The organism is Roseomonas mucosa ATCC BAA-692, from assembly GCF_000622225.1.
GTDB lineage: Bacteria > Pseudomonadota > Alphaproteobacteria > Acetobacterales > Acetobacteraceae > Roseomonas > Roseomonas mucosa.
Map to the genome: position 1 here is coordinate 84,389 of NZ_JHWD01000002.1, position 25,865 is coordinate 110,253.

A 25,865-nucleotide genomic window follows, 5' to 3' on the forward strand; every position below is an offset into this window, starting at 1 on the left:
GCTTAGCGGCGTTGCTGTGCCGGCTTGGCCGCCTGCGGCTCGGCCTGCGCCGCGGGCGCCGCTTCTTCCTTGGCCAGGGTCACGCTGCGCAGCGCCTTGTTCAGCTGCTGGCTGATCTCGTCCGTCAGGTCGAAGGGCGGATCGTTATAGATCACCAACGGCCGCGGCAGGACCAGGTTGACCTTATGGTTCGCCGCAACCTGCCGCACCACCCCCGCCAGGGCGCGCTCGATCTCGTTCAGCGCCGTCTGCGCCGCCTGCTCGATGGCGCGGGAACGGTCACGGAAGACGCGCTGGCTCTCGGTGATCTTCTCCTGCAACTCACGCTCGCGGTTGCGCAGCGCCTCCGGCGGGTTGCGCTGCTGGTCCGGCGTCAGGGCGGCGCGTTCCTGCTGCAACTGCTGCTGCGCGTCGCGCCAGCCTGCCTGCTCCTTCTGCAGGTCCTCGTTCAGCTTCTGCCGGCGGCGCTCGATCTCCTCGCGCACCCCGTTGAAGGCGGTGGAGTTGCGCTGCACCTCCGGCACATCCACCACGCCGATGATCGCATCGGGCGGAGCCTGGCCGGGGGCGAGCGCCGGGCGTCCGGCGGCCGGCTGCGCCGCCGGACGCTGCGCGGGCTGCTGCGCCGGGCGCTGCTGCTGTGCCGGCTGGGCGGGGCGGGTCTGCTGCTGACCCTGCGGCACGAACCAGTCCTGCGCCTGGGCCGGCATGGCCCATTGGGTGGCGGGAATCAGGACGGCCAGGGCGGCGAGAGCGGTGCGCGCCTTCATCATCGATACTCCGGAGATTCTCAGAAACGGGTGCCGAAGCCGAAGCGGAACACCTGCGTCTGGTCGTAGGACTTCTTCACCACGGGTGCGGCGAAGTCGAGGTTGATCAGACCGAAGGGACTGGCCCAGGAGATGCCGGCGCCCGCACCCACGCGCGGGGAGCTGTCGCTCAACACCCCATCGCCCTTGTCGGACTGGCTCAGGGCGCCGACATCCACGAAGGTCCGGCCGGTGATGCCCAGCTCGTCCGGGATCGGCAGCGGGAAGCGGAACTCGGTGGACTGGGTCCAGAGGAAGCGGCCGCCCAGGGATTCGTCGTTCTGCACGCCGCTCACGATGGAGCGGTCGCGCGGGCCGACACCCGCCACCTCGAAGCCGCGCAGGTTCTCGCCGCCCAGGAAGAAGCGGTCAACGATCAGGTCCTTGCCGCCGCCCCAGGTCTGCAGGTAGCCGACGCTGCCGCTGATCGCGAGGACGTATTTCGGATCGCCCAGCAGCTTCTCGAAGGGCACGTAAACGGCACCGTCGCCGCGCCAGCGGACGTATTTCGCGTCGCCGCCGATGCCGGCGAAATCCGTGCCGAAGCGCAGCACGTAGCCGCGCGACGGGTCGAGACGGGAGTCGCGCTTGTCCCAGGTCAGGGTCTGGCCCAGCTGCGACAGCAGCGTCTTGCCCTTCTGCTCCAGGATGTACTTGCTGGTGACGTCGTTGCTGATGTCGAAGATGTTTCGCTGCGACAGGGTGTAGGTCCAGGACTGGCGCAGGAACTCGTTGAACTCGTAGCCGGCGCGCAGCGCGAAGCCGTAGCGGCGCTCCTCGTAGCCCGAATAGTCGCGCAGGTCGCGGGTCACGTAGAAGACGTCGGCGCCGACGGCGAGGTTGCGGTCCAGGAAGGACGGGTCGGTGACCGAGGCGTCGATCGAGGAGCGGCGCTGCGCGATGGTGCCGTTGATGCGCGCATCGATGCCGGTGCCGAGCAGGTTGCGCTCGCGCAGGCCGATATCGGCGAGCGCGCCTGCATCCGTCGAGTAGCCGCCGCCGAGGCTGATCTCGCCGGTGGCCTTTTCCGAGACCGCGGCATTGACGATCACCCGGTCCGGCGCCGAGCCGGGCGAGGTGGTGATGTTCACGTCGTTGAAGTAGCCGAGGTCGCGGACGCGCTGGCGGGAGCGGCGGATCTGCGCGGCGTTGAAGGGGTCGCCCTCGGCGACGCGGAACTCGCGGCGGATGACCCGGTCCTGCGTCCGGGTGTTGCCGGTGATGTCGATGCGGTCGACATAGAGCCGCTCGCCCTCGCGCACGTCGAAGGTGATCTCGACCGTGCCCTTTTCGCGGTCGCGCTGGATGCGCGGCTGGGCCTCGGCGAAGGGCGCGCCCAGCTCGTTGGCGCGGTCCTGGATCGCCTGGACGGCGTTCTCCACCGCCTCTCCGTCATACCAGTCGCCGCGGGAGAGATTGATCTCGGGGCGGAGCTGCTCCGGCTTGATGTTGCGCAGCTGCGAGGTCACCTCGATCTTGGAGACGCGGTAGCGCTTGCCCTCGTTGATCGTATAGGTGACGAAGAAGCCGGAACGGTCCGGCGCCAGCTCGGCCGTCGCAGCCGTCACCTGCACGTCGGCATAGCCGTGGCGGAGGTAGTAGCGGCGCAGCAGCTCGCGGTCGAAGTTCAGCCGGTCCGGATCGTAGGAGTCCGAGGAGCTGAAGGGGCGGTACCAGGCGGCCTCGCGGCTGGCCACGATCTCCTTCAGCCGGCTGTCCGAGAAGGCCTCGTTGCCGACGAAGTTGATCCGGCCGATCAGCGCGGTCTCGTTCTCCTTGATCTCGAAGACGACATCGACGCGGTTCTGCGGCAGCTCGATGACCTTCGGCTCCACCGTGGCGGCGAAGCGGCCGCGGCGGGCATAGAGCTCCAGGATCTTCTCCCGGTCGGACTGGGCCGCCTGGGGCGTGAAGACCGCCCGCGGGCGGATGGAGACCAGCGGCTGCAGCTGGTCGTCGGAGATCTTGCGATTGCCCTCGAAGGCCACCCGGTTGACGATCGGGTTCTCCTGCACCCGCACCACGACGCGGTCCCCCTGGCGTCCGACCTGCACGTCCCGGAACAGGCCGGTCGCGAAGAGGGTGCGGAGCGATCGGTCCAGCTGTTCCGAATCGAAGCGGTCGCCCGGCTGGAGCAGCATGTAGGAGCGGATGGTATCCGCCTCGATACGCTGGTTTCCGACGACATCGATGCCACTGACGGTGCCCTGCCCCACGCCCTGTCGGGGAGCGGCGGCCGGGGTGCCGGCGCGGCCGCGCTGCGGCTGGGCGCTGGCGGGGGTCACGAGCACGGGGACGAGGCAGGTAGCAGCGAGAAGCAGGGCGCGTGTGGCGTTCAAGTTCCAGGTTCCGAGCCGGCATTTCCCGCCCGGTCCCCTAGAGGGCCGGACGGGGGCGGGCGCAAACTAGCGGCAACCCCCCGGGAACGCCAACCCCGTCTCAACAACCAAGGCGAAGCGTATGGTTATCCAGCCAGCCCTGTGATCCATCGGACAACGCCCAGATGGCTCAGGTCGTTCCAGGTCGAGAAAATGAACAGGGCCGCCAGCACCGCCAGCCCGGCCCGCAGCCCGTATTCCATGGCCCGCGGGGGCAGCGGCCGGCCGCGAATCGCCTCTGCCGCGTAGAAGACCAGGTGCCCGCCATCCAGGACCGGGATGGGGAAGAGGTTGATCAGGCCCAGGTTCACCGAGAGCACGGCGATGAAGGTGATCAGGCTGGGCAGGCCCAGGGCCGCCGCCTGCCCGGAGATCTGCGCGATCCGCAGCGGGCCGCCCAGATCGTCCGTACCGCGCTGGCGGGTGATCATCTGCCAGACCCCGACCAGCGTCTGCCGCGAAACCTCGAAGGTATTGGCCACGCCCCCCCAGAGCGCCTGCACCGGGTTCATCCGCTCGAAGCTCGGCGCCCCGGCCGCGATGCCCAGCACGCCGACCGGCGCCGCCCCGTCGCGCTGCCGCGATTCTGGGGTGGCGGAGACGGTCAGCTCCTCCGTCCCGCGCCGCACCGACAGGGTGATGGGCTGGCCCGGATGCGGCTCGATCCGGCTCTGCAGGTCCGTGAAGCGGCTGACCGGCTGGCCATCCACCGAGAGGATCGTGTCCCCCGCCTGGAGCCCCGCCCGCTCGGCGGCGCTGCCGGCCACCACCGTGCCGACATTGGCGTTCATCACCGGCTGGCCGACGGTCATGAAGAGCCCGGCGAAGAGCACCGCCGCCAGCAGGAAATTGGCGATGGGCCCGGCCGCCACCACGATGGCCCGGTCGAGCACCGGCTTGTCGTGGAAGGTCTCGCCCGGGCGCCACGCCGCCCGCACCGCCGGGTCCACGTCGCCCGGCTGCTCCTGCCCGTGCAGCTTCACATAGCCGCCCAGGGGCAGCCAGCCGATGCGCCATTCCGTGCCACGCCGGTCGGTCCAGCGGGCCAGGGCCTGGCCGAAGCCGATGGAGAAGCGCTCGACATAGACCCCGCGCCAGCGCGCGGCCCAGTAGTGCCCGGCCTCATGGATGAAGACCAGTACGCCCAGCACCACCACGAAGGCCAGGATCGTCCGGCCAGAGCCCAGCAATGCTTCCAACTCAGTGTCCTCTCAGGGTCTCGCCCCCGAAATCCTCATATGGGCTGGCTCCGCCTAGGCAGCCATCCCCATCCGCTCCGCCTCTTCCCCGGCCATCCGCCGCGCCTCCCCGTCCAGCGCCAGCACGGCCTCCAGATCGGGGATCGCCGGCGCGCCGAACCGCTCCATCACAGCCTCCACCACGCGGGCAATGCCCAGGAAGCCCAGCCGCCGGCCGAGGAAACGTGCCACCGCGACCTCGTTGGCGGCATTCAGGATGGTGGGAGCGCCGCCGCCCGCGGACAAGGCTTCCCGCACCAGCCGCAGCGCCGGGAAACGTTCCGGATCGGGCGGAAAGAATTCGAGACGTCCCAGCGCCGCCAGATCCAGCCGCCCGACATCCACATGGCGCCGCCCTGGCCAGGACAGCGCATGGGCGATCGGGGTCCGCATGTCCGGCGTGCCCAGTTGGGCGATCAACGAGCCGTCGGCATACTGCACCAGCCCGTGCACGGTGGATTGCGGATGCACCAGCACCTCGACCCGCTCATGCGGCACGGGGAAGAGATGCGACGCCTCGATCACCTCCAGCCCCTTGTTGAACAAGGTGGCGCTGTCGATGCTGATCTTGGCGCCCATGCTCCAGACCGGGTGCCGGATGGCCGCCTCCGGCGTCGCCACGGCCATCTCGGCCAGGCTGGCCTGACGGAAGGGGCCGCCCGAGGCGGTCAGGATGATCTTCTCCGGCGCCGAGGGCTGGTGCGCGTCGAGCGCCTGGAAGATCGCGTTGTGCTCGGAATCCACCGGCAGCAGCAGCGCCCCGGCCTCCCGCGCCACCCGCATCACGATCGCCCCGGCGCAGACCAGGCTCTCCTTGTTGGCCAGCGCCAGGGTGCCGCCGCGCCGCAGCGCCGCCAGCGTCGGGCGCAGCCCCGCCGCGCCAACCACCGCCGCCATGGTCCAGTCCGCCGGGCGGGCCGCGGCCTCCAGCACCGCGGCCTCCCCGGCGGCGCAGGCGATGCCGCTGCCCGCCAAGGCCTCGCGCAGCGCCGGCAGGCAGCTCTCGTCGGCCAGGACGGCGATGGCGGGGCGCAGGCGCAGCGCCTGCTCCGCCAGGGCCCGGGCGTCGCGCCCGGCCACCAGGGCCTCGACCGCGAACTCGCCCGGCGCGGCCGCCTCCAGCAGCGCCACCGTGCTCTTTCCCACCGAGCCCGTGGAGCCCAGAACCGTGATCCGTCGCGTCATCGCCCCTGCGTCACCCACTTCTTCTTTTTCCGCCGCGGCGTCAGCGCCACAGCGGCACCCCGTAGCCCACCCCCAGCGCCAGCAGCGCCGCCACCGGCGCCGCCGCCAGCAGGCCGTCCAGCCGGTCCAGCAGCCCGCCATGGCCGGGGATCAGGCTGGAGGTGTCCTTCACCTTGAAATGCCGCTTGATCGCGCTTTCCAGCAGGTCGCCGGCCTGGGTGGCGACGGCGAGGATCGCGGCCACGGCCGCCGCCCGCGCCATGGAGCCCGGGGCCAGCACCAGGGTCAGCAGCGCGCCCACCAGCATGGCGAAGACGAGGCCCCCGATGGACCCGGACCAGGTCTTGTTCGGCGAGACCTGCGGCCAGAGCCTCGGCCCCCCGAAGACCCGCCCGGCCATGTAGGCGCCGATATCGCTGGCCCAGACCGCGGAAAGGAGGAAGAGGATGTTGTCCCGCCCGGCCTCGTTGTCGTGGCGCAGCTCGATCAGGCAGAGGCCGGCAATGCCGATATAGAGCACGCCGAGGGCCAGGCTCAGCGCCGGCTGCTGCGGCACGCCCCGCCGTCCGCGCGATCGTTCCGCCCCTGTCCAGGCCAGGAAGAACCCCGCGACCAGCACCGCCCAGGACAGGGCCGAATGCCCGATCACCGCGACGATGCCGGCGAGGAAGATGGCGAGCGGCACGCCCAGGCCGGGGAAGACCCGGGTCCGCATGCCGCAGAGATGCACCCATTCCCAGGTCAGGATGGCGATGCAGATGGCGATCAGCAGGGTGTAGAGTTCGGCCCCCAGCCAGACGCAGAGCAGCGCCGTGGGGCCCAGGACCAGGGCGGAAAGGAAGCGCTTGCGCAGGTCGCGCCATCGCTTCTCCTCGGACTTCGCTTCCGCCATCAGCCCGCGATGGCGCCGTAGCGGCGCTCCCGCCGCCCGAATTCCTCCAGGGCGGCCCGGAGATGACCCGCGTTGAAATCCGGCCAGAGCACGTCCGTGAAGAACAGCTCCGCATAGGCGGACTGCCAGAGCAGGAAGTTCGACAGCCGGTGCTCGCCGGAAGTACGGATGATCAGGTCCGGGTCCGGCATCCCGGCAGTGGAGAGGTGGCGGGAGAACTGCTCCTCGTCCAGCGCCTGCGGGTCCAGCCGCCCCTCGGCCACGGCCTGGGCCACGGCGCGGGCGGCGGCCAGGATCTCCGCCCGGCTGCCATAGGACAGCGCCACGTTCAGGTTCAGCCGGGTGCCGCCGGCGGTGTCGCGCTCCGCCCGCAGGATGGCCTCCCCGGTTTCCGCGCCGAAGCGCGCCCGGTCGCCGATCACCCGCAGCCGCACCCCGTCGCGGACGAGCTGCGCGACCTCGTGGCGCAGGTAGTGCCGCAGCAGGCCGGTCAGCTCCAGCACCTCCTGCGCCGGGCGCCGCCAGTTCTCCGAGGAGAAGGCGAAGAGCGTGAGCCAGGGTATGCCGGCCTGGGCCGTGGCCTCGATGGCGCGCTTGGTGGCCTCGGCCCCGGCGCGGTGGCCCATGGCGCGGGGCAGGCCCCGTGCCGCGGCCCAACGGCCGTTGCCGTCCATGATGATGCCGATATGGGTCGGCATCGCGGCCGACGCCGGTTCGGGCCGACGTTCGGGCGCCGCACTCATCCGCTGGTCTTCATCCTGTGCAAGGCCGCCCGATCAGACCGCCTTGATATCCTTTTCCTTCTCCGCGAGCGCCTCGTCCACCCGCTTGACCGCCTGATCGGTCAGTTTCTGGATCTCGTCGGAATGGCGCTTGGCGTCGTCCTTGGAGATCTCGGACTTGGTCTCCCAGGCCTTCACCGTCTCCATGCCGTCGCGGCGCACGCCGCGCACCGCCACCTTGGCGGCCTCGGCATAGCGGGAGGCCTGCTTGGCCAGCTCGTTGCGGCGCTCCTGGGTCAGCGGCGGCAGAGGCACGCGGATCACCTGTCCCTCCGCCTGCGGGTTCAGGCCCAGGCTGGAATCCCGGATGGCGACCTCGACGGCCTTGACCACCGACTTGTCCCAGACCTGCACCGAGAGCAGGCCAGGCCCGGCCACCGAGACGTTGGCGACCTGGCTCAGCGGCTGGTTGGCGCCGTAGGCCTCGACCCGGATCGGCTCCAGCAGCGCCGGGCTGGCACGGCCGGTGCGCAGGCCGGAGAATTCCTTCTTCAGCGTGTCGAGGGCCCCGTCCATGCGGCGGACGAGATCCTGCTTGAGATGGGCGAAATCCGGGGCGGCGGCCATGAAACGGTATTCCTCAGTTCTCGACGACCGTGGTGAATCGCCCCTCGCCCTTCATGACGGCGGTGAAGGCACCCGGCTCGTGGATGTTGAAGACGACGATCGGCAGCTTGTTCTCGCGCGCCAGGCTGATCGCGGCGGCGTCCATCACCGCGAGGTCGCGGGCCAGGACGTCCAGGTAGGTCAGGGTCTCGTAGCGCTCGGCCTGCGGGTTCTTGCGCGGGTCGGCGGAGTAGATGCCATCCACCTGCGTGCCCTTCAGCAGCGCGTCGCAGCTCATCTCCGCGGCGCGCAGCGCGGCGGCGGTGTCGGTGGTGAAGTAGGGATTGCCGGTGCCGGCGGCGAAGATCACCACCCGGCCCTTCTCCATGTGGCGGATCGCGCGGCGGCGGATGAAGGGCTCGCACAGGCTTTGCAGCGGGATGGCGCTCTGCACCCGGGTCGTGACGCCCTGCCGCTCCAGCGCGCTCTGCATGGCCAGGGCGTTCATGACGGTGGCCAGCATGCCCATGCCGTCCGCCTGAACCCGGTCCATGCCCGAGGCGGCGCCGGAGATGCCGCGGAAGATGTTGCCGCCGCCGATCACGAGGCAGACCTCGACCCCCAGCGCCACCACGTCCCGCACGTCCTGCGCGATGGCCTTCAGCGTCGCCGTGTCCAGCCCATAGTCCCGCGACCCCATCAGGGCCTCCCCGGACACTTTGAGCAGGACGCGCTTGTAGGTCGGGGAGGACATCGGCGGGCTATCCTTGAAGGTCGGGGAAGTTACTCAACGGCACCCGGGCCGGGCAAGGGTCGCCCGGCCAGCGGCCCCGGGGCCGGAGGACGCACGCCCTTGGGCGTATCCCCCGGAACACACCGGCCCCGGCCGTGGCCGTGGCCGGTGGAAGGCGGCAGGAGCGTTCAGCCGCCCACGCCGGCCGCGGCCGCGACCTCGGCGGCGAAGTCGCCGGCCTGCTTCTCGATGCCCTCGCCGAGCTGGAAGCGGGCGAAGCCCGTCAGCCTGGCGCCGGCCTTCTCGACGACCTTGCGCACGCGGCTCTCGCCGTCATGCACCCAGACCTGCTCCAGCAGCACCACTTCCTCGTAGTACTTGCGGATGCGGCCCTCGACCATCTTCTCGATGATGTTCTCGGGCTTGCCGGAGGCGCGGGCCTGCTCGGACAGCACCGCCTTCTCGCGCTCCAACGCCGCCGGATCGACCGCGTCGACGTCCAGCGCGTCCGGACGGGTGGCGGCGATGTGCATGCCGACCTGACGGCCCAGGGTCTCCAGGGCGGCGACCTCGGAGGCGCCCTCGACGGCCACCAGCACGCCGATCTTGCCCAGGCCGGGCTTCACCGCGTTGTGCATGTAGGTCGCGACCGCGCCCTGCGACACGGAGAAGGTCCTGGCGCGGCGGATCGACATGTTCTCGCCGATCGTGGCGATCAGGCGGGTCAGCTCGTCGGCCACCGTGCCTTCGCCGCCGGGATAGCGGGCGGCCTTGATGGCCTCCACATCCTCGCCGACTTCCAGGGCGACCTCGGCCACCTGGGCGACGAAGTTCTGGAACTGCTCGTTGCGGGCCAGGAAGTCGGTCTCGGCGTTCACCTCGACCATGGCGGCCTTCAGCGGCGCGGAGGCCACGGCCACCAGGCCCTCGGCGGCGACGCGGCCGGACTTCTTGGCGGCGGCGGAGAGGCCCTTCTTGCGCAGCCAGTCGATGGCGGCTTCCATGTCGCCATTCGCCTCAACCAGCGCCTTCTTGCAGTCCATCATACCCGCGCCGGTCTTCTCGCGAAGGTCGCGGACGAGGGCAGCCGTGATCTCGGCCATGGTGTTCTCCTCAATTGGCAAGGCACGCGCGCGGGGCATAGAACCCCGCGCGCGGCCCGTTTTCCAGTGGATTGCGGCGGCCGCGGCCTCAGCCGGCGCGGTTGCCGTCGTCCTCGTTGGCCTGGACCATGGTCTCCATGTCGGCCGTGGAGACGCCGCTGGTCGGGCTGGACTGGACCTCGCCCTCCAGCGCCACGTCACCGGCCAGCTCCTCCGGCAGCGTGCCCTCGGGCAGGCCCTCTTCCGGCAGTTCCTCGACCGCGCCCAGGTCCACGCCGGAGGCCTGCAGCTCGGCGCTGATGCCGTCGAACACGGCGCCGGCGACCATGTCGCAGTACAGGTTGATGGCGCGGATGGCGTCGTCGTTGCCCGGGATCGGGTAGGTCACGCCCTGCGGATCGGCATTGCTGTCGCAGACGGCCACGACCGGGATGCCGAGCTTGTTGGCCTCCTCGATCGCCAGCTTCTCCTTGATGGTGTCGATCACGAAGATGATGTCGGGCAGGCCGCCCATCTCCTTGATGCCACCCAGGGCGCGGTCCAGCTTCTCCTTCTCGCGCGTCAGCATCAGGACCTCCTTCTTGGTGAGGCCCTGGGTGTCGCCGGCGAGCTGCGTCTCCATCTGCTTCAGGCGCTTGATGGAGCCGGTGATGGTCTTCCAGTTGGTGAGCATGCCGCCCAGCCAGCGGTGGTTCACGTAGTACTGGCCGCAGCGGGTCGCGGCCTCGGCCACGTACTCGGCGGCGGACTTCTTGGTGCCCACGAAGAGCACGCGGCCGCCGGCGGCGACCACGTCGCGCACGGCCTTCAGGGCGCGCTCCATCATCGGCACGGTCTGCTGCAGGTCCAGGATATGCACCTGGTTGCGCACGCCGAAGATGTAGGGCGCCATGCGCGGATTCCAGCGCCGCGTGTGGTGGCCGAAGTGGACGCCCGCTTCGAGCAGGCCGCGCAGGGAAACTTCCGGCATCGCCATGATTGGCGTTCCTTTCCTTCCGATGGAGTCCGGTTGAACCTCCGCGGCGCTGAGCCCCCCTTGCCCTGATGGCGTCGGGGAGGACCGGACCCTTGCCGCTTGTCTCGGAAGGGCGCGCCGCGTGCGGATTTGCCGCCGGCGGAACGATCCCGCCGGCGGCGTGGGGCACATGGCACAGCCGTGCCGCCCGCGCAAGAGGCGGCGTCCGCGCCGGGGCCCGCCATGCCGTTCCGCCCCGCTTCCGCCACCCCGCCCGGCGGTGCCGGACGCAAATAAGACAGTACCGTTAAATCAGCGCGTTAACATGGAAGCGCGGTTGTTCCGCGATCCCTGCGGCCGCTATGCCGCAGCCGCCGACGACCTCAAGGGATCAATAGGACCCATGTCCATCACCGTGGAGCAGCCGCTCGCCGCGGCGGATGCCGATCTCGACGAGATCGGTGTGAACGTTTCCCCCGAACCCGATTTCCAGACCGTGCTGGGGCGCCGCCTCGTGCGCCGCTCCTTCTTCCGCGGCGTGCTGGGCGCGGCCACCGTGGCCAGCCTCGGCTCCGCCCTGCCCGGCTCGCGCCCGGCGCTGGCCGCGGGCAGCGTCCCCGCGGGCCAGGGCCAGCGCCTGTCCAGCCTGACCTTTCCCGAGATCCAGCATGGGCCGCGCCCGGACCTCGCCGTTGCGGAGGGCTACGAGGCCCGGGTGCTGATCCGCTGGGGCGACAAGGTCCTGCCGGGGGCGCCGGAATTCGACCCGCACCGCCAGACCGCCGCCGCCCAGGCGCAGCAGTTCGGCTACAACAACGACTTCCAGGCCTTTCTGCCGCTGCCTCGCGGCTCGGCCTCCTCGGACCACGGGCTGCTCTGGGTGAACCACGAGTATCCCGAGGCGCAGATGATGTTTCCCAGCCTGGACGCGAAGACCATGGGCGATGCCCTGACGCGCGAGCAGGTGGACATCACCATGCAGTCGATCGGCGGCAGCGTGGTCGAGGTCCGGCGGCAGGACGGCGCCTGGCAGGTCGTGCTGGGCCCGCAGAACCGCCGCATCACCGCCACCACCTCGATGCGGATCTCCGGCCCCGCCGCCGGCGACACGCGGCTGCGCACCGGCGCCGACCCGGAGGGCCGCAGCGTCCTCGGCATGATCGGCAACTGCGCCGGCGGGGTCACGCCCTGGGGCACGATCCTGACCTGCGAGGAGAACTTCGACACCTACTTCTCCGGCGACGCCACGAAGGGGCCGGAGGCCGCCGCCTGGAAGCGCATGGGGCTGAACGGCAAGTCCAACCAGGGCTGGGCGCGCTTCCACGACCGCTTCGACTTGGCCAAGGAGCCGAACGAGCCGAACCGCTTCGGCTGGGTGGTCGAGATCGACCCCTACGACCCGGACTCCACCCCGGTGAAGCGCACCGCCCTGGGCCGCTTCAAGCACGAGGCCGCCACCACCGCCCTCACGCCGGAGGGCCATGTCGCCGTCTATACGGGCGACGACCAGCGCTTCGAGTACCTCTACCGCTTCGTCAGCCGCGACCGCTACGACCCGCAGAACCGCGAGGCGAACCGCGACCTGCTGGACCACGGCACCCTCTCCGTCGCCCGCTTTGGCGATGACGGCCAGGTGGAATGGCTGCCGCTGGTCTTCGGCGAGGGCCCCCTCACCCCGGAGAACGGCTTCCGCTCCGCCGCCGATGTCATGATCGATGTCCGCCGCGCCGCCGACCTGCTGCGGGCGACGCCGATGGACCGGCCGGAGGACGTGGAGCCGAACCCGGTGACGGGGCGGGTCTATGTGGTGCTGACCAACAACAACCAGCGCAAGGCGGACCAGCTCGACAAGGCCAATCCGCGGGCGAAGAATCTCTATGGCCAGATCCTGGAGATGACGCCCCCGGACCGCAACGGGAAGCCGGACCACGGCGCCGCCCGCTTCGCCTGGGAGATGTTCATCATGGCCGGGAACCCGGAGATCGAGGAGCACCACGCCTCCTACGGTGCCGGCGTCTCCCCTTCCGGCTGGTTCGCCTGCCCCGACAACATCGCCTTCGACGGCCAGGGCCGGCTCTGGATCGCCACCGACCAGGGCGAGCAGCAGTCGGCGAACGGCATCGGCGACGGCATCTGGGCCTGCGACACCACCGGCCGCGGCCGCGCCGTCACCCGCATGTTCTTCCGCACCCCCACGGGCGCGGAGATGTGCGGCCCGGTGTTCACGCCGGACAGCCGCGGCTTCTTCGTGGCGGTGCAGCACCCGGCCAATGACGACCCGACCACGACCTATGCCGCGCCGACCACCCGCTGGCCGGATTTCCGCGACGACATGCCGCCCCGCCCTTCGGTGGTGAGCATCGTCCGGAAGGATGGCGGGGTGATCGGAAGCTGAAGATGGGCTGACGTATCGCCCAGCGGGGGGGGAAAGCCGGGGCTTTCCCCCTCCTTCTCCTCCGCCGCCCGGTGCCCTGGGACACAGACGGCTCCGGGCCCGGGCATTCCATTCTGCTACCGGAATGCAAGGGGCCGCGCCGCCGGCTGGCCCGGCCGAGGGGGAAACCATGCGGGTTCGCCACCTCCATCCCGGCATGATGGTCCAGGCCGTGGCCGGATGCCATGTCGTCCTGCTGGGCTTCGACATCGACGCACGGGGGCGGCGCGGCCTGCGCGGCTTTGCAGTGCGCCGCACCGACAGGGCGGAGGACGAGAGCGTCTGGATGAAGGGCAGCAAGACCTTCCGCTCGGTCAGGCCCTCGATCGGCGCCGGCGAGCAGTTCTCCAGCCTGCTGCACCCGTTCCAGACCTTCCAGTGGGCGGATTACTCGGCCAGGCCCGGCCGCGACTACACCTACGAGGCCGTGCCCATGTATGGCGTGCCCGGCGCGCTGCGGCAGGGTGATCCGGTCCGCCTGGACATCCGGACGGAGCCGGTGGAGGGGGCGGCGCACAGCGTGCTGTTCAACCGCGGCGCCGTCGCGACCCAGGAGTATGCGCGGCGCTTCCAGAACAGGAAGCCTTCGGCGGTCGGGCCGGCCGCCTATGCATGGCTGTCGCGCGGGCTGGAGGAAGGCATCCTGGGCTTCGTCGCCCGTGCGAAGGACGAGAGCTGGGCGCTCAGGGGCGCCTTCTATGAATTCCAGTGGCCGGCGGTGCTGGAGGCGCTGGGCGCGGCACGACGCCGCCGGGCGGATGTCGAGATCGTCTTCGACGACATCGCGGGCGGCAGCGCCCATGCGGAGAACGAGGCGGCGATCCGCGCCGCGCGGATCCGCGGCATCTGCACCCCCCGCACCCAGGGCAAGCTGATGCACAACAAGTTCCTGGTGCTGCTGCACCGGGACAAGCCCCAGGCCCTGCTCTTCGGTTCCACCAACCTGACCGAGAACGGGCTCTTCGGCCACGCCAACTGCGTGCACATCGTCGAGGATGCCGGGGTGGCGCAGGCCTATCTCGACTATTTCGGCCAGCTTCGCCGCGATCCGCCGACCGATCGGGCCCGGCCCGCCTACCGCGCCTGGAACACCGGACACAGCCCCGCCCCGGCGGAGGTCCCGAAGGGCGGGATGGCGCCGGTCTTCTCGCCGCGCTCCGGCCTGGAGGCCCTCGACTGGTATGCGGAGATCGCCGGGCAGGCGCGGCGTGCCCTGTGCATGACCTTCGCCTTCGGGATGAACGAGCGCTTCCGCAACGTCTATGGCCGCGACGACGCCGTGCTGCGCCTCGGCCTCATGGAGAAGGAGTGGAACGGCCGCAACAAGGAGGCGCAGATCGCCGCGATCCGCGCGCTCCAGGCCCGACCCAATGTCGTGATCGCCATCGGCAACCGGATCCCGCTGAGCGGCTTCGACCAGTGGCTGGGCGAGATCGACCGCATCGTTCCCGACACGCATGTCCAGTGGATCCACACCAAGTTCATGCTCGCGGACCCGCTCTCCGACGACCCCGTGGTTGTCACCGGCTCGGCGAATTTCAGCGAGGCCGGCATCAGCGCCAACGACGAGAACATGCTGGTGATCCGCGGCGATACGCGGGTGGCCGACATCTATCTCGGCGAGTTCTTCCGGCTGCACGCGCATTACGCCTTCCGGCAGGCGGTCGGGATCTTCCTGCGGAACAACCCGGGAAAGACGCCCGAGGACTTCGCGTCGCGCTTCCTGGTCGAGGAGGGCGACTGGACCGAGGACTACTTCACGCCGGGCGACCGCAACGCCCGCCATGCGAGGCGGCTCTACTTCGCCGGCGTGGCGTAGCGGGACCCCCAACCCCCAGGGAGCCGAACATGCCGCTCAAGCAGTATTCTGTCCTGAAGGGCCGGCCGGTGGATGTCCGTCAGGGCTCCGGCACCAGCCCGCACTATCAGGTGCTGGTCGTCGACGACACGGAGCGCTACCGCATCGCCGTCAACGTCCAGTCGCAGGACGGCAGCCAGGTGCTCTATTACGTCGACACGCGCTTCGAGCATCCGATGCTGGAGCAGTTGTCGGCGATCGAGCCGGGCATGCACCCGGTCCCCTCGCGGCCGGGCGGCATCGCGCTCGACTTCATCCGCGGCAACCTCTTCCAGCCGCAGCAGATGGTGGGGCTGCCGATCCAGGCGCCCGGGCCGGACAACGACCTGAACGAGAAGATCGGCATGTATGTCCAGCGCGCCATGGCCGACGAGATGGCGGCGATCTACGCCTTCGGCGAGCCCTGGGGCCCGGAGCCGAAGAAGCGTGACAACTATTTCGGCTTCCTGCCCGGCCGCGGCATCCACGACATCCACATGAACCAGGGCAACCCGCCCGGCCGCTTCGCCGGCGACAACGGCCCCTGGCAGGATGGCGGCCTGCTGTTCCAGTTCCCCCGGCAGGGCCAGTGGGTGGCGATCTTCCTGAAATTCGCCACCCAGGCCTGGCATACCGATGACCGGACGGCGGATGCGCTGGACCTCGCGGGCAGCGGCCCGGCGGGCGATGCGGCGGCGCGCCAGCCCGGCATCGTCGCGCCGGACCGGTTGCCTACGGTGGACATGCCGGACGGGCTGGTCCGCATCGTCGCGGCCCTGGTGAACGACACCGCCAGCCCGGAGCGCGAGACGGTCACGCTGCTGAACACCTCGCACGAGGATGTCAGCCTGGAGAACTGGTCGCTGGCCGACCGGATGAAGGACAGAATGCCGCTTTCCGGCACGATCGCGGCCGGGGCGACGCGGCAGGTCGGGGTCCAGCCCCCCATGACCCTGTCCAACCGTGGCGGCATCATCACCCTGCTCGACAGCCGCGGGGTGAAGGTGCACGGCGTGTCCTATACGCGCGGGCAGGCCGCCCAGCCGGGCAGGACCATCGCCTTCTGACGGGGCCCGGCCACCGCCGGAGGGGGGCGGTCCCGCCGGGGCCGTCACGCCGGCTGCGGATCAGGCCGCCCGCACATCCGTCACGCCGGGCAGGACGCGCAGCCGCTGCGTCAGGCGCGGCGAGACGTTCCAGGTGCCCGGCACGGTGATCTCCACCTCCTGCGTCTCGCCCAGGCAGGGGACGAGCACCACCTTGCTCTTGCCCCTGCCCTCGCCGCGCAGGATCTCGGCGACGCTGTGCACCGCCTCCTCCTCCGCCACCAGGATGCGGATGCCGGTGGCGACCGCCGAGGCCGCCTGGTCGAGCGATTCGCAGGAACTCGCGGTCAGGCGCAGCGCATCGCTATCCATCCGCACATCGGCGGCGAAGATGACCGCCATGCCTTCCTTCAGGATCTCGCGCGACTTGGAGAGCACCTCGGAGAAGCAGGTGACCTCGGTGCTGCCGCTGGAATCGGAGATCCGGACCCAGGCCATGCGGCTGCCGGTCTTGGTGGTGCGCTCCTTGGTGCCGACCACGGTCCCGGCCAGCTTGATGACCCCCGCCCCGCCGCGCGCCGCCGCCTCCATCCGGGCGATGGGGGTGACGCGCAGCTTGGCCAGGACTTCCTTGTAGCTGTCCAGCGGATGCGCCGAGAGGTGGAAGCCGATCGCCTCCGCCTCCTCGGCCAGCTTCTCCAGCGTCGGCCAGTCGGGGCGCTCCGGCAGGCGCAGCGGCGCCTCTTCCGCCGCCACCCCGCCGAAGAGGCCGATCTGGTCGCTCGACCGCTCCTCGGCCGAGGACTGGGCGCGGCGCAGGATCGCCTCCGCCCCATGCATCACCCGGGCGCGGTTCCGGTCGAGTCCCTCGAAGGCCCCGGCGCGGGCGAGGTTCTCCAGCTGCATCTTGTTCAGCAGCTTGGGATCGACGCGGGCGGCGAAATCCACCAGCGAGCGGAAGGGGCCGCCCTGCTTGCGGGAGGCCACGAGGTCGCGCATGGCTCCCAGCCCGACGCGCTTCACCGCGGCCAGGGCGAAGCGAATGGACTTCTTCCCGTCCTCGGCGATCTCGACGTTGAACTCCGCCTCGGAAAGATTCACGTCCGGCGGCAGCACCTTGATGCCGAGGCGCGAGGCTTCTCCCATATGCCCGGCCAGCTTGTCCGTGTTGCCGAGGTCGAGCGACATCGAGGCCGCGAGGAACTCCTCCGGATGGTTCGCCTTCAGCCAGGCGGTCTGGTAGGCGACCAGGGCATAGGCGGCGGCGTGCGACTTGTTGAAGCCGTATTCCGCGAACTTCTCCATCAGGTCGAAGATCTCGCCGGCCTTGTTCTCCGGCACGCCGTTCCTCGTGGCGCCCTCGACGAAGATCTTGCGCTGCGCCTCCATCTCGGCGCGGTTCTTCTTGCCCATGGCGCGGCGCAGAAGGTCGGCGCCGCCGAGCGAATAGCCCGCCAACTCCTGGCTGATCTGCATCACCTGCTCCTGGTAGACCAGGATGCCATAGGTCTCCTCGACCAGCGCCCGCATCTTCGGATGCGGCGCGTCCCAGGCCTCGCCATGCTTGCGCTGGCAATAGGCGGGGATATTGGCCATCGGCCCCGGCCGGTAGAGCGAGACGGCGGCGATCAGATCCTCGAACCGGTCGGGCCGCATCATGCGCAGCACGTCGCGCATGCCCTGGGATTCGAACTGGAACACCGAGGCGGAATCGCCCCGCGCCAGCATCTCGTAGGTCTTCGTGTCATCCAGGGGGATGCGGGCGAGATCGACCTCGATGCCCTGTTTCGCCAGCATCTGCACCGCGCGCTGCAGCACGGTGAGCGTCTTCAGGCCCAGGAAGTCGAACTTCACCAGCGAGGCGCTCTCCACGTATTTCATGGAGTACTGCGTCACCAGGTCCGGCGCCCGCGGGTCGCGGTAAAGCGGCACGATGTCGATCAGCGGCTTGCGCCCGATCACCACGCCGGCGGCATGGGTGGAGGCGTTGCGGAACAACCCCTCCAGCTCCAGCGCCGTCTCCATCAGCCGCGCCACCGTCTCGTCCGCCTTCTGCAATTCCTGCAGGCGCGGCTCGCCGTCGATCGCCTGCCGCAGGCTGACCGGCTTGGCGGGGTTGAAGGGAATCAGCTCGGCGATCTTGTTCACCTGACCATAGGGCATGCCCATGACGCGCCCCACGTCGCGCACCACCGCCTTGGCCTGGAGGCGGCCAAAGGTGATGATCTGCCCCACCCGGTCCTCGCCATATTCGCGGCGGACGTAGTTGATCACCTCGTCGCGCCGGTCCTGGCAGAAGTCGATGTCGAAATCCGGCATCGAGACGCGCTCGGGGTTCAGGAACCGCTCGAACAGCAGGCCGAACTGCATCGGGTCGAGATCGGTGATGGTCAGTGCCCAGGCCGCCACCGAGCCGGCGCCCGAGCCACGCCCCGGCCCCACCGGGATGTCCTGCGCCTTGGCCCACTGGATGAAGTCGGCCACGATCAGGAAATAGCCCGCGAAGCCCATCTTCTCGATGATGTCGAGCTCGAAGGCGAGGCGCTCGCGATAGGGCTCCCGGTCCGTGGTGCCCTGCGCATCCAGCCGCGCCTCCAGCCCACGCTTGGCCATGTCGCGCACCGTCTCGGCCTCGGTCATGCCCGGCTGCACCTTGGGGCAGATCGGCAGCTCCGGCTTGCGCGTTTCCGCCATCACCGCGCAGCGGCGGGCGATGGCGAGCGTGTTGTCGCAGGCCTCCGGCAGGTCGGCGAAGAGCTTGCGCATCGCCTCGGGCGGCTTGAACCAGTGCTCCGGCGTGCAGCGCGGCCGGTCCGGCTCGGCCAGGGTGCGGCCATGCGCGATGCAGAGCAGCGCGTCATGCGCCTCGTACATCCGTGCCTCGGCGAAATGCACGTCGTTGGCCGCCACCAGCGGCACACCGACGAGATCGGCCAGCGCGATCAGCCCCGGCTCCGCCGCGCGGTCGCGGTCGGTGCCATGGCGGGTCAGCTCCACCGCCAGCCGATCGCCGAAGGCCTCGTGCAGGGCGTGCAGCAGATGCTCCGCCGGGTCGCGCCGCCCTTCCAGCAGCAGCCGGCCGAGCGGCCCGCGCGTGCCGCCGGTCAGCAGCGTCACGCCCTCGCTGCATTCTCGGAGCTGGTCGAGATCGATGCAGGGCAGGCCCGAGATGTCCTCGCCCAGCCAGCCGAGCGAGGAGAGGCGCTGCACGTTGACCAGCCCCTGGCGGTCCATCGCCAGCGCCACCACCGGATCGGGCTGGCAGCGCATCGGCTCCGGCCGTTCCTCCGTCGCACGTCGGGAAAGCCAGAGCTGGCAGCCCATGATCGGCTGCACGTTTTCCTTCGTGGCGTACTGGGCGAATTCCAGCCCGCCGAACATGTTGGCCGTGTCGGTCAGGGCCACCGCCGGCATGCCCAGCTTGCGGGCGAGGCCGGGAAGCTTGTCGGCCTTGATGGCGCCTTCCGCGAGGGAATAGGCGGAATGGACGTGGAGATGGACGAAGCTGCCGGACATGTCTCCCCCTGTAGCACAGGCGGCCGATTCGGGCCGGGAGTGGGCGGCAATGCACCCCTCCCCCGCCCGCATGATCGCCTCAGCGCCCCCGCATCGGCCCGGCGGGCACACCCTGGCTATCGCTTCCCCCGGGGGCCCCATCCAGCGGCATGCCCTGACCCGGGCCCGGCCTCTGCCCGCGGGCCTGGTCCCGCGGAAATGAGCCGCCCTGGCCACGGCCGCCCGGCACCGGGGCCGGCTCCCAGCGACCGCCCGCCCGCCCCGCATCGTTTGCCCCCATCGGGACGGCCTCGGCCCGCGCCGCGCCCGGAGTCCCACGAGGCGCCGCCTGTCCGGCTGCGCCGCCACCCCTGCCGGACCCCATGGCCGGGGCTTGCGGGCCCATCGGCCCCCCGCCCACCGCCCCTGTGGCGAAGGGTGCGTTCCGCAGCCCGGTCGCGACGATCCCGCGCCCGGGTTCCCGCCGCAGGTCGAGAACGCCGCGCCCCGCCGCCCCGCCCTGCAGCGGCGGCGCGACCGGCCCCAGCCCATAGCCGGGGCGGAGATAGCCGCCATCCCAGCCGATGTAGGACTCGACCACGAAGCGCCCGACGCCGGGGCCGAAGCTGGCCGGCAGGTCCGTCAGCAGCCGGTCCGCCGCCACCGAGCGCGCCAGCATCCGGCCGCCGGACAGGGGGCCGCTGGCCACCACGTAGCCGCCCGGCCGCACATCAATGCCGGCATCCGGGCTGACGGGCAGCGCACCGATCCGCAGGCCGCCATCCGCGTCGCGCGCCAGCGGGCCATGGACGGTGACCGGCCCGGGCGCGCGGCGGTCGATGCGCGTCGCCACGATCGTCCCGCCGGGATCGCGCAGCCCAACGCATGCGTGTCACCCTTCCACGCGGTTCCCGTCATCCTCGGCATAAAGATATACGCCGAGATTGAACCGGCGCGTCGCGGTCCCGGCCACGGCCACGGCCACGGCCTCGCCCCTTTCCTCCAGCATGGCCAGCGCCAGGCGGTTGATCTCGACCAGGAGCCGCTGCGCCGATTCGCGCCCGGCCGCCTCCAGCACCGCCGCGACCTCCGGGCTCAGCCCATCGTAATGCACGCTGCGGTCGAGGAAGGGCGCCGGCCCGGAGGCCACGACATTCGCCGTGGCCGCCGCGAGGTGGTCGTGCAGATTGCGGGCGAAGAAGAAGAGCTGCTCCTCCTTGCCCGGCGCCGGCAGGAAGGCCGTGGCCAGCAGGTGTACGCGATCCTCCTCGTCCAGCCGCACAACTCCCTGGGCGATCCAGTCGTCCAGCACCGCCCTCGGCCGGACATCGGTGGTGACCGAGGCGACCAGCGCCTCGAAGGACGGCACGCCCTCCGGCGCGCTGCGCGGCAGGGGCAGCGGCTGTCCGTCCGGGCCAGTATGGGAGGGCTGCCCCAGCCAGCGCGCGATGATCCCGGTGGCCAGCGTCACCACGGCCGGCACCTCCGCCAGGTCGCCGCCTTCCTCGCGCAGCCGGCGGATCTCCTTCCGGTGCACGCCGGTCAGCAGGCTGATCCGGCTGTCCGTGCGGCTCTTCGGGTCCGTGAGCAGTTCCCGCCCCGCCACCTCCACATAGAGGCCGCGCAGCAGGTCGGCGAGCACCGGGAAGGTCACGCCGCTGCGGATCAGCAGCCGCACCAGGGGGCGCAGGAGGCGGCGCAGGGGCTTGGTCAGGCTGTCCGGCAGAGGCAGGCCGGCGCGGTCGGGAACAACTGGCATCCGGAGGGATGGGTCCTGAGGCTCAGCCTACACTACCACGCTTCTCATGTGGGAAAAACGCCCACAAGGATGGCTTCCGCCACTTGCGTGGGATTTTTTCCCACAAATGATCCGCCCGTCACATCACTCCCTGGAGCGGTTCCTTGTCCCTCGACGTCTCCGATGCTTCGCTGATCGCTTCCCTGACCAGGATGATGAACCATCCGCAGCGCTCCGTCGGCGACGACGCACTCCGGCAGTTCCGCCACCACTCCAAGAACGCATTGCAGCGGATCCTGGCCCAGCTCTGGCATTCGGAGGATCTCCAGGCCACCCCGGAAGGGCGGCGCCTGGTGCGGGACCTGGAGAACCGGATCAGCCTTTCCGCCGGGATCTCCGACGACCTCTTCGGCTTCACCCGGGAGCCGCAGCCGCTGGATGAGCGCCTCCGCTCCCTTTGCGAGAAGGTGGTCGGTCTGATGGCCGATCCGGACCAGCGCATCGCCCTGGCGCTGCGGATCGACGGCGCCTGCCCGGATCACCTGGAAAGCGTCGTGCTGTGCGTCGCTCATGAGATGGTGGGCAATGCCGTGAAGCATGGCCTGCATGTCCGCCTCTGCGGACAGATCGCCGTGGATTTCGCCCGGCTGGGCAAGGGCTGGCAGCTCCGCGTCACCGATGACGGCTGGGGCCCTTCCCCCGGTGCCGCGGATGGCGACGGCATGCACCTCATGCGGAGCCTGTCCGAGCCCTATGGCGGCCGGATCGTGATGAGCCGCCAGGATAACGTGACCAGCGTCACGCTCGACCTGCCCGGCGCCGATTCCGGAAGCCACTAGGAACCGGCCAGGGCGGGCTCAGGCCTCGCGCAGATGCCCGTCCCGCAGCTCCACCACGCGGTCCATCCGGGCCGCCAGTTCCGGGTTGTGCGTGGCGATCAGCGCCGCCAGCCCCCGCTCCCGCGCGCTTTCCAGCAGTTCCGCGAAGACCCGGTCGGAGGTGCCGACATCCAGGTTCCCCGTCGGCTCGTCGGCGAGGAGGATGCGCGGCCCGTTCGCCAGGGCACGGGCGATGGCCACGCGCTGCTGCTCGCCGCCCGAAAGGCGGCCGGGGCGGTGATGCTCCCGCCCGTTCAGCCCGAAGCCGGCCAGCAGTTCCCGGGCACGCTCCACCGCACGGGCGCGCGGCACCCCGGCGGCCATCTGCGGCAGGCAGACATTCTCCTCCGCGGTGAACTCGGGAAGCAGGTGGTGGAACTGGTAGACGAAGCCGATCGCCTCCCGCCGCAGGGCGGTGCGGGCGCCGTCATCCAGCCCCCCGGCGGCGCGGCCGTTGACGAAGACCTCGCCTCCGTCCGGCCGCTCCAGCAGCCCCGCCAGGTGCAGCAGGGTGGACTTGCCGGTGCCCGAAGGGGCGACCAGCGCCACGATCTCCCCCGCCCGCAGGGTCAGCTCGGCGCCGCGCAGCACGGGGAGCTCCCCCGCCTCGGTGCGGTAACGCCGCTCCAGCCCCGCGAGGCGCAGCGGGGAATCATGGGCTTCACTCATTGCGCAGCGCCACCACCGGGTCGGTCTTCGCCGCCCGCCAGGAGGGATAGAGCGTCGCCAGCAACGACAGGCCGAGGCCCATCAGCACCACCTGCGCCACCTCGTGCGGGTTCACCACCGCCGGCAGGCGAGTGAGGAAATAGACCTCCGGGCTGAACAGCTCCGTGCCGGTCAGCGCCTGCAGCGCCTCGCGGATGCGCTCGATATTGGCGCAGAAGACGATGCCGATCAGGAAGCCGATCAGCGTCCCCGCCACGCCGACGCTGGCGCCGCAGAGCAGGAAGATCCGCATGATCGCGCCGCGCGTGGCGCCCACCGTGCGCAGCACCGCGATGTCCTTGGTCTTGTCCTTCACCAGCATGATCAGCGAGGAGACGATGTTGAAGGCCGCCACGACGATGATCAGGGTGAGGATCAGGAACATCACGTTCCGCTCCACCTGTACCGCGTTGAAGAAGGAGGAGTTGGCGCTCTGCCAGTCGAGGATGCGCACACGGGTTGGCATCAGCGCGGCGTAGATCTCCCGCGCGATGGTGCCGACGCGGTCGGGATTGTCCACGAAGACCTCGACCTGAGAGGCCGTGTCCTGCATCTGGAAATAGACCTGCGCCGCCCGGAAGGGCAGGAAGACGTAGGAACTGTCGTACTCGTTCATCCCCGCCTCGAACATCGCCACGACCTCATAGGATCGCAGGCGCGGCACGGTGCCGATGACGGTGGTGCGCCCCTGCGGCGAGACCAGGGTGATGCGGTCGCCCAGCCGCAGGCCGAGCTTCTGCGCCAGCCGCGTGCCGACGACGATGGTGTCGTCGCCGCCGAAACGCTCCAGGCTGCCGAGGCGGATATTGCCGGCGATCAGCGGGCGCGTGCGCAGGTCCTCCGGCCGGATGCCGCGGGCGATGCCGCCCGAGGCGCCGCCGGCATCGGAGGTGAAGAGCACCTGCCCTTCCACGATGGGCGTGGCCGTGACCACGCCGGGCACGGCGCGGACCTTCGCGGCGATGTCGTCGAAATCCGGCAGCTTCCCGCCCGCGGCGGAATAGACGCCCATATGGCCGTTCAGCCCGAGGATGCGGCCCAGCAGCTCCTGCCGGAAGCCGTTCATCACGCTCATCACGATGATCAGCGTCGCCACGCCGAGGGCGATGCCCACCAGCGAGAAGACCGCGATCACCGAGACGAAGCGCTCGCCCTTCCGCGCCTTGAGGTAGCGGAAGGCGACCATACGCTCGAAGGCGTTGAACATCAGGGGCGGAGCTTGGCCAGTGCGTCCTCGACCGACAGCTCCTCGCGCTCCCCGGTCATGCGCCGCTTGAGCTCGACCTTGCCGGCCGCTGCGCCGCGCGGGCCGACCACGACCTGCCAGGGGAAGCCCATCAGGTCGGCATCGGCGAACTTCACGCCGGCACGCTCGGGGCGGTCGTCATAGACCGCGTCTTCCGGAAAGGCGGCATAGATCCGCTCGCAGACCGCGTCGCAGGCTGCGTCGCCGCTCTTCAGGTTCAGGATGGCGAGCTTGTAGGGCGCGATGGCATCCGGCCATTTGATGCCGTTCTCGTCGTGGTTGGCCTCGATCGCCGCTGCCACGAGGCGCGACACGCCGATGCCGTAGGAGCCCATCTCCGGATGCACCGGGTTGCCTTCCGGCCCCGTCACCTGGAAGCCCATCGCCGCCGAGTACTTGGTGCCGAAATAGAAGATATGGCCGACCTCGATGCCACGCGCCGAGACCTGCTCCTCCGCCGCCACGGCGTTCCAGGCGGCCTCGTCGTGCATCTCGTCGGTGGCGGCGTAGCGGCTGGTCCAGAAATCGACATGCGGCGTCAGGTCGCCATCATAGTCCGGCGCCTCGGCCAGCGGGTCGTAGGCCAGCAGGTCGCGGTGCAGGAAGACCTGGCTCTCGCCCGTCTCCGCCAGGATGATGAACTCGTGGCTCAGATTGCCGCCGATCGGGCCGGTGTCCGCCCGCATCGGGATCGCCTTCAGCCCCATCCGCGCGAAGGTCCGCAGATAGGAGACGAACATCCGGTGGTAGGACTTCCGCGCCGCCTCCGGCGAGATGTCGAAGGAATAGCCGTCCTTCATCAGGAATTCGCGGCCGCGCATCACGCCGAAGCGGGGGCGCACCTCGTCCCGGAACTTCCACTGGATCTGGTACAGGTTGCGCGGCAGGTCGCGGTAGGACCTGGCGAAGCCCTTGAAGATGTCGGTGATGACCTCCTCGTTGGTCGGGCCGTAGAGCATCTCACGATCGTGCCGGTCGCGGATGCGCAGCATCTCCTTGCCGTAGTCCTCGTAGCGTCCGCTCTCCTTCCAGAGCTCGGCGGCCTGGATGGTGGGCATCAGGATCTCCTGCGATCCGGCGCGGTCCTGCTCCTCGCGCACGATCTGCCCGATGTTGCGCAGCACGCGCAGACCCAACGGCAGCCAGGCATAGATGCCGGCGGTCGTCTGGCGGATCAGCCCGGCGCGCAGCATCAGGCGGTGCGAGGCGATCTGCGCCTCGGCGGGCGTTTCCTTCAGCGTGGGCAGGAAGGCGCGGGACAGGCGCAAGGCAGTCGTCTCCGGGAAAGCGGGGCCCAGGGGGAAGGCCCCCCGGGAAGCGGTTCAGGGAGCGCAACCTAGAGCGGATCGCGCTGCGGCGAAACGGCCCGGAAAGCGACAAAAAGAAAGGGCCGCGCCAGGAGGCACGGCCCGAAGTTTAGGGAGGAAACGCCAGTCACACGGCAGGAAGAGGACCAACCCTCTTCCTGTTCCTGAATCTGACCGTTCCAATCCCTCTTCGCAATCGCAAAACCCAGGTTGCAGAGCACAAATTAGGCTATTTTTACCGGAGAAGCCCGTTCCCATAGCTGATGAGTTCAAACATTAAGCGAAAAGCCTGAAATCAGTGCATCGCCAGCCAGCCATGGCGGAAGGAGAGGTAATCGCTGCGGATGACCATCTCCAATCCGACCCAGACCACGGCCGAAATGGCGGTGGTCAGCAGGACCTTCCGCCCCAGGCGGGGCGCCAGCGGCGCACCCCGCCAGCCACCAGGTGTCGATTCAGCATCCGTGTCCGGCCGCACCCCAAGAGGGAGGGTAACGAAAAGGACGGTCCACCAGACCAGAAAGAACACCACGATCCCGGTGACGACGCCCATGG

21 protein-coding genes are annotated in these 25,865 nt (G+C 70.0%); 4 read left to right on the forward strand and 17 right to left on the reverse strand.

All coding sequences use genetic code 11. The annotated features are described in order from the left end of the window. Positions 1–2: 2 nt before the first annotated feature. The 10 genes from BT98_RS0102960 to rpsB all read right to left on the reverse strand — a co-directional run bounded on the left by BT98_RS0102960 (position 3) and on the right by rpsB (position 10,642). Positions 3–773, reverse strand: a complete 771-nt coding sequence (locus BT98_RS0102960; RefSeq protein ID WP_019460063.1) for an OmpH family outer membrane protein — start codon at positions 771–773, stop codon at positions 3–5. A gap of 17 nt (positions 774–790) precedes the next feature. Further along, positions 791–3,148 (reverse strand): outer membrane protein assembly factor BamA, encoded by a 2,358-nt coding sequence (gene bamA, locus BT98_RS0102965; protein WP_019460062.1) that lies wholly within the window; start codon positions 3,146–3,148, stop codon positions 791–793. Between the two features lie 125 nt (positions 3,149–3,273). Next, positions 3,274–4,386 (reverse strand): RIP metalloprotease RseP, encoded by a 1,113-nt coding sequence (gene rseP / locus BT98_RS0102970; RefSeq protein WP_026033011.1) that lies wholly within the window; start codon positions 4,384–4,386, stop codon positions 3,274–3,276. A gap of 54 nt (positions 4,387–4,440) precedes the next feature. After that, entirely contained in the window at positions 4,441–5,610 is a 1,170-nt protein-coding gene (gene dxr / locus BT98_RS0102975; RefSeq protein ID WP_019460060.1) for a 1-deoxy-D-xylulose-5-phosphate reductoisomerase, read from the reverse strand. A 40-nt stretch (positions 5,611–5,650) separates the two neighbouring features. Next, complete coding sequence (locus tag BT98_RS0102980; protein ID WP_019460059.1) at positions 5,651–6,502, reverse strand: phosphatidate cytidylyltransferase; 852 nt, start codon at positions 6,500–6,502, stop codon at positions 5,651–5,653. Then, positions 6,502–7,245 (reverse strand): polyprenyl diphosphate synthase, encoded by a 744-nt coding sequence (uppS, locus tag BT98_RS0102985; protein WP_019460058.1) that lies wholly within the window; start codon positions 7,243–7,245, stop codon positions 6,502–6,504. Before uppS ends, BT98_RS0102980 begins: the two co-directional genes overlap by 1 nt. Positions 7,246–7,278: 33 nt before the next feature. Continuing rightward, the gene (frr, locus tag BT98_RS0102990) at positions 7,279–7,851 is read right to left on the reverse strand and encodes a ribosome recycling factor (protein ID WP_019460057.1); all 573 of its coding nucleotides are present in this window, start codon (positions 7,849–7,851) and stop codon (positions 7,279–7,281) included. Between the two features lie 13 nt (positions 7,852–7,864). Beyond that, complete coding sequence (gene pyrH, locus BT98_RS0102995) at positions 7,865–8,584, reverse strand: UMP kinase (RefSeq protein ID WP_019460056.1); 720 nt, start codon at positions 8,582–8,584, stop codon at positions 7,865–7,867. A 167-nt stretch (positions 8,585–8,751) separates the two neighbouring features. Then, positions 8,752–9,666: a translation elongation factor Ts gene (tsf, locus tag BT98_RS0103000; protein WP_019460055.1), complete on the reverse strand. Its 915-nt coding sequence runs from the start codon at positions 9,664–9,666 to the stop codon at positions 8,752–8,754. An 88-nt stretch (positions 9,667–9,754) separates the two neighbouring features. Beyond that, on the reverse strand, positions 9,755–10,642 hold the full coding sequence (rpsB, locus tag BT98_RS23065; protein WP_019460054.1) for a 30S ribosomal protein S2: 888 nt from the start codon (positions 10,640–10,642) through the stop codon (positions 9,755–9,757). 382 nt (positions 10,643–11,024) lie between these two features. Between rpsB and BT98_RS0103010 the strand changes: the two genes are divergently transcribed. From BT98_RS0103010 to BT98_RS0103020, 3 genes are all read left to right on the forward strand, one after another. After that, positions 11,025–13,016 (forward strand): PhoX family protein, encoded by a 1,992-nt coding sequence (locus tag BT98_RS0103010; RefSeq protein ID WP_019460053.1) that lies wholly within the window; start codon positions 11,025–11,027, stop codon positions 13,014–13,016. Positions 13,017–13,185: 169 nt separating this feature from the next. Beyond that, a complete protein-coding gene (locus BT98_RS0103015; protein WP_026033010.1) occupies positions 13,186–14,874 on the forward strand; it encodes a phospholipase D-like domain-containing protein in 1,689 nt (562 codons plus the stop codon). A 29-nt stretch (positions 14,875–14,903) separates the two neighbouring features. Next, positions 14,904–15,959, forward strand: a complete 1,056-nt coding sequence (locus tag BT98_RS0103020) for a DUF2278 family protein (RefSeq protein WP_019460051.1) — start codon at positions 14,904–14,906, stop codon at positions 15,957–15,959. Between the two features lie 60 nt (positions 15,960–16,019). On the opposite strand, the gene dnaE is transcribed toward BT98_RS0103020, so the two are convergent. The 3 genes from dnaE to BT98_RS0103035 form a co-directional block, all read right to left on the reverse strand. Further along, a complete protein-coding gene (gene dnaE / locus BT98_RS0103025) occupies positions 16,020–19,454 on the reverse strand; it encodes a DNA polymerase III subunit alpha (RefSeq protein ID WP_019460050.1) in 3,435 nt (1,144 codons plus the stop codon). A 79-nt stretch (positions 19,455–19,533) separates the two neighbouring features. After that, a complete protein-coding gene (locus BT98_RS0103030) occupies positions 19,534–20,286 on the reverse strand; it encodes a hypothetical protein (protein ID WP_026033009.1) in 753 nt (250 codons plus the stop codon). A 39-nt stretch (positions 20,287–20,325) separates the two neighbouring features. Continuing rightward, positions 20,326–21,192 (reverse strand): DUF6502 family protein, encoded by an 867-nt coding sequence (locus tag BT98_RS0103035; RefSeq protein WP_019460049.1) that lies wholly within the window; start codon positions 21,190–21,192, stop codon positions 20,326–20,328. Between the two features lie 143 nt (positions 21,193–21,335). Here BT98_RS0103035 and BT98_RS0103040 point away from each other — a divergent pair, with 143 nt between their 5' ends. Further along, positions 21,336–22,010, forward strand: coding sequence for a sensor histidine kinase family protein (locus BT98_RS0103040; RefSeq protein WP_019460048.1), 675 nt, complete (start codon positions 21,336–21,338; stop codon positions 22,008–22,010). Between the two features lie 18 nt (positions 22,011–22,028). Here BT98_RS0103040 and BT98_RS0103045 read toward each other — a convergent pair whose 3' ends face one another. The 4 genes from BT98_RS0103045 to BT98_RS0103060 all read right to left on the reverse strand — a co-directional run bounded on the left by BT98_RS0103045 (position 22,029) and on the right by BT98_RS0103060 (position 25,863). Beyond that, complete coding sequence (locus BT98_RS0103045; RefSeq protein WP_019460047.1) at positions 22,029–22,718, reverse strand: ABC transporter ATP-binding protein; 690 nt, start codon at positions 22,716–22,718, stop codon at positions 22,029–22,031. After that, a complete protein-coding gene (locus tag BT98_RS0103050) occupies positions 22,711–23,964 on the reverse strand; it encodes a lipoprotein-releasing ABC transporter permease subunit (RefSeq protein ID WP_019460046.1) in 1,254 nt (417 codons plus the stop codon). The genes BT98_RS0103045 and BT98_RS0103050 overlap by 8 nt, the downstream gene beginning before the upstream one ends. Next, positions 23,964–25,271: a proline--tRNA ligase gene (gene proS / locus BT98_RS0103055; protein ID WP_019460045.1), complete on the reverse strand. Its 1,308-nt coding sequence runs from the start codon at positions 25,269–25,271 to the stop codon at positions 23,964–23,966. The genes BT98_RS0103050 and proS overlap by 1 nt, the downstream gene beginning before the upstream one ends. Positions 25,272–25,605: 334 nt before the next feature. Continuing rightward, on the reverse strand, positions 25,606–25,863 hold the full coding sequence (locus BT98_RS0103060) for a DUF1467 family protein (protein WP_019460044.1): 258 nt from the start codon (positions 25,861–25,863) through the stop codon (positions 25,606–25,608). Positions 25,864–25,865: the final 2 nt, after the last annotated feature.

Bases quoted from the DNA above. Each gene is read 5' to 3' on its own strand.
- BT98_RS0102960 (WP_019460063.1), bottom strand. From the start codon at position 773: ATGATGAAGGCGCGCACCGCTCTCGCCGCCCTGGCCGTCCTGATTCCC.
- dxr (WP_019460060.1), bottom strand. From the start codon at position 5,610: ATGACGCGACGGATCACGGTTCTGGGCTCCACGGGCTCGGTGGGAAAG.
- BT98_RS0102980 (WP_019460059.1), bottom strand. From the start codon at position 6,502: ATGGCGGAAGCGAAGTCCGAGGAGAAGCGATGGCGCGACCTGCGCAAG.
- uppS (WP_019460058.1), bottom strand. From the start codon at position 7,245: ATGAGTGCGGCGCCCGAACGTCGGCCCGAACCGGCGTCGGCCGCGATG.
- frr (WP_019460057.1), bottom strand. From the start codon at position 7,851: ATGGCCGCCGCCCCGGATTTCGCCCATCTCAAGCAGGATCTCGTCCGC.
- pyrH (WP_019460056.1), bottom strand. From the start codon at position 8,584: ATGTCCTCCCCGACCTACAAGCGCGTCCTGCTCAAAGTGTCCGGGGAG.
- tsf (WP_019460055.1), bottom strand. From the start codon at position 9,666: ATGGCCGAGATCACGGCTGCCCTCGTCCGCGACCTTCGCGAGAAGACC.
- rpsB (WP_019460054.1), bottom strand. From the start codon at position 10,642: ATGGCGATGCCGGAAGTTTCCCTGCGCGGCCTGCTCGAAGCGGGCGTC.
- BT98_RS0103010 (WP_019460053.1), top strand. From the start codon at position 11,025: ATGTCCATCACCGTGGAGCAGCCGCTCGCCGCGGCGGATGCCGATCTC.
- BT98_RS0103015 (WP_026033010.1), top strand. From the start codon at position 13,186: ATGCGGGTTCGCCACCTCCATCCCGGCATGATGGTCCAGGCCGTGGCC.
- BT98_RS0103020 (WP_019460051.1), top strand. From the start codon at position 14,904: ATGCCGCTCAAGCAGTATTCTGTCCTGAAGGGCCGGCCGGTGGATGTC.
- dnaE (WP_019460050.1), bottom strand. From the start codon at position 19,454: ATGTCCGGCAGCTTCGTCCATCTCCACGTCCATTCCGCCTATTCCCTC.
- BT98_RS0103035 (WP_019460049.1), bottom strand. From the start codon at position 21,192: ATGCCAGTTGTTCCCGACCGCGCCGGCCTGCCTCTGCCGGACAGCCTG.
- BT98_RS0103045 (WP_019460047.1), bottom strand. From the start codon at position 22,718: ATGAGTGAAGCCCATGATTCCCCGCTGCGCCTCGCGGGGCTGGAGCGG.
- BT98_RS0103050 (WP_019460046.1), bottom strand. From the start codon at position 23,964: ATGTTCAACGCCTTCGAGCGTATGGTCGCCTTCCGCTACCTCAAGGCG.
- BT98_RS0103060 (WP_019460044.1), bottom strand. From the start codon at position 25,863: ATGGGCGTCGTCACCGGGATCGTGGTGTTCTTTCTGGTCTGGTGGACC.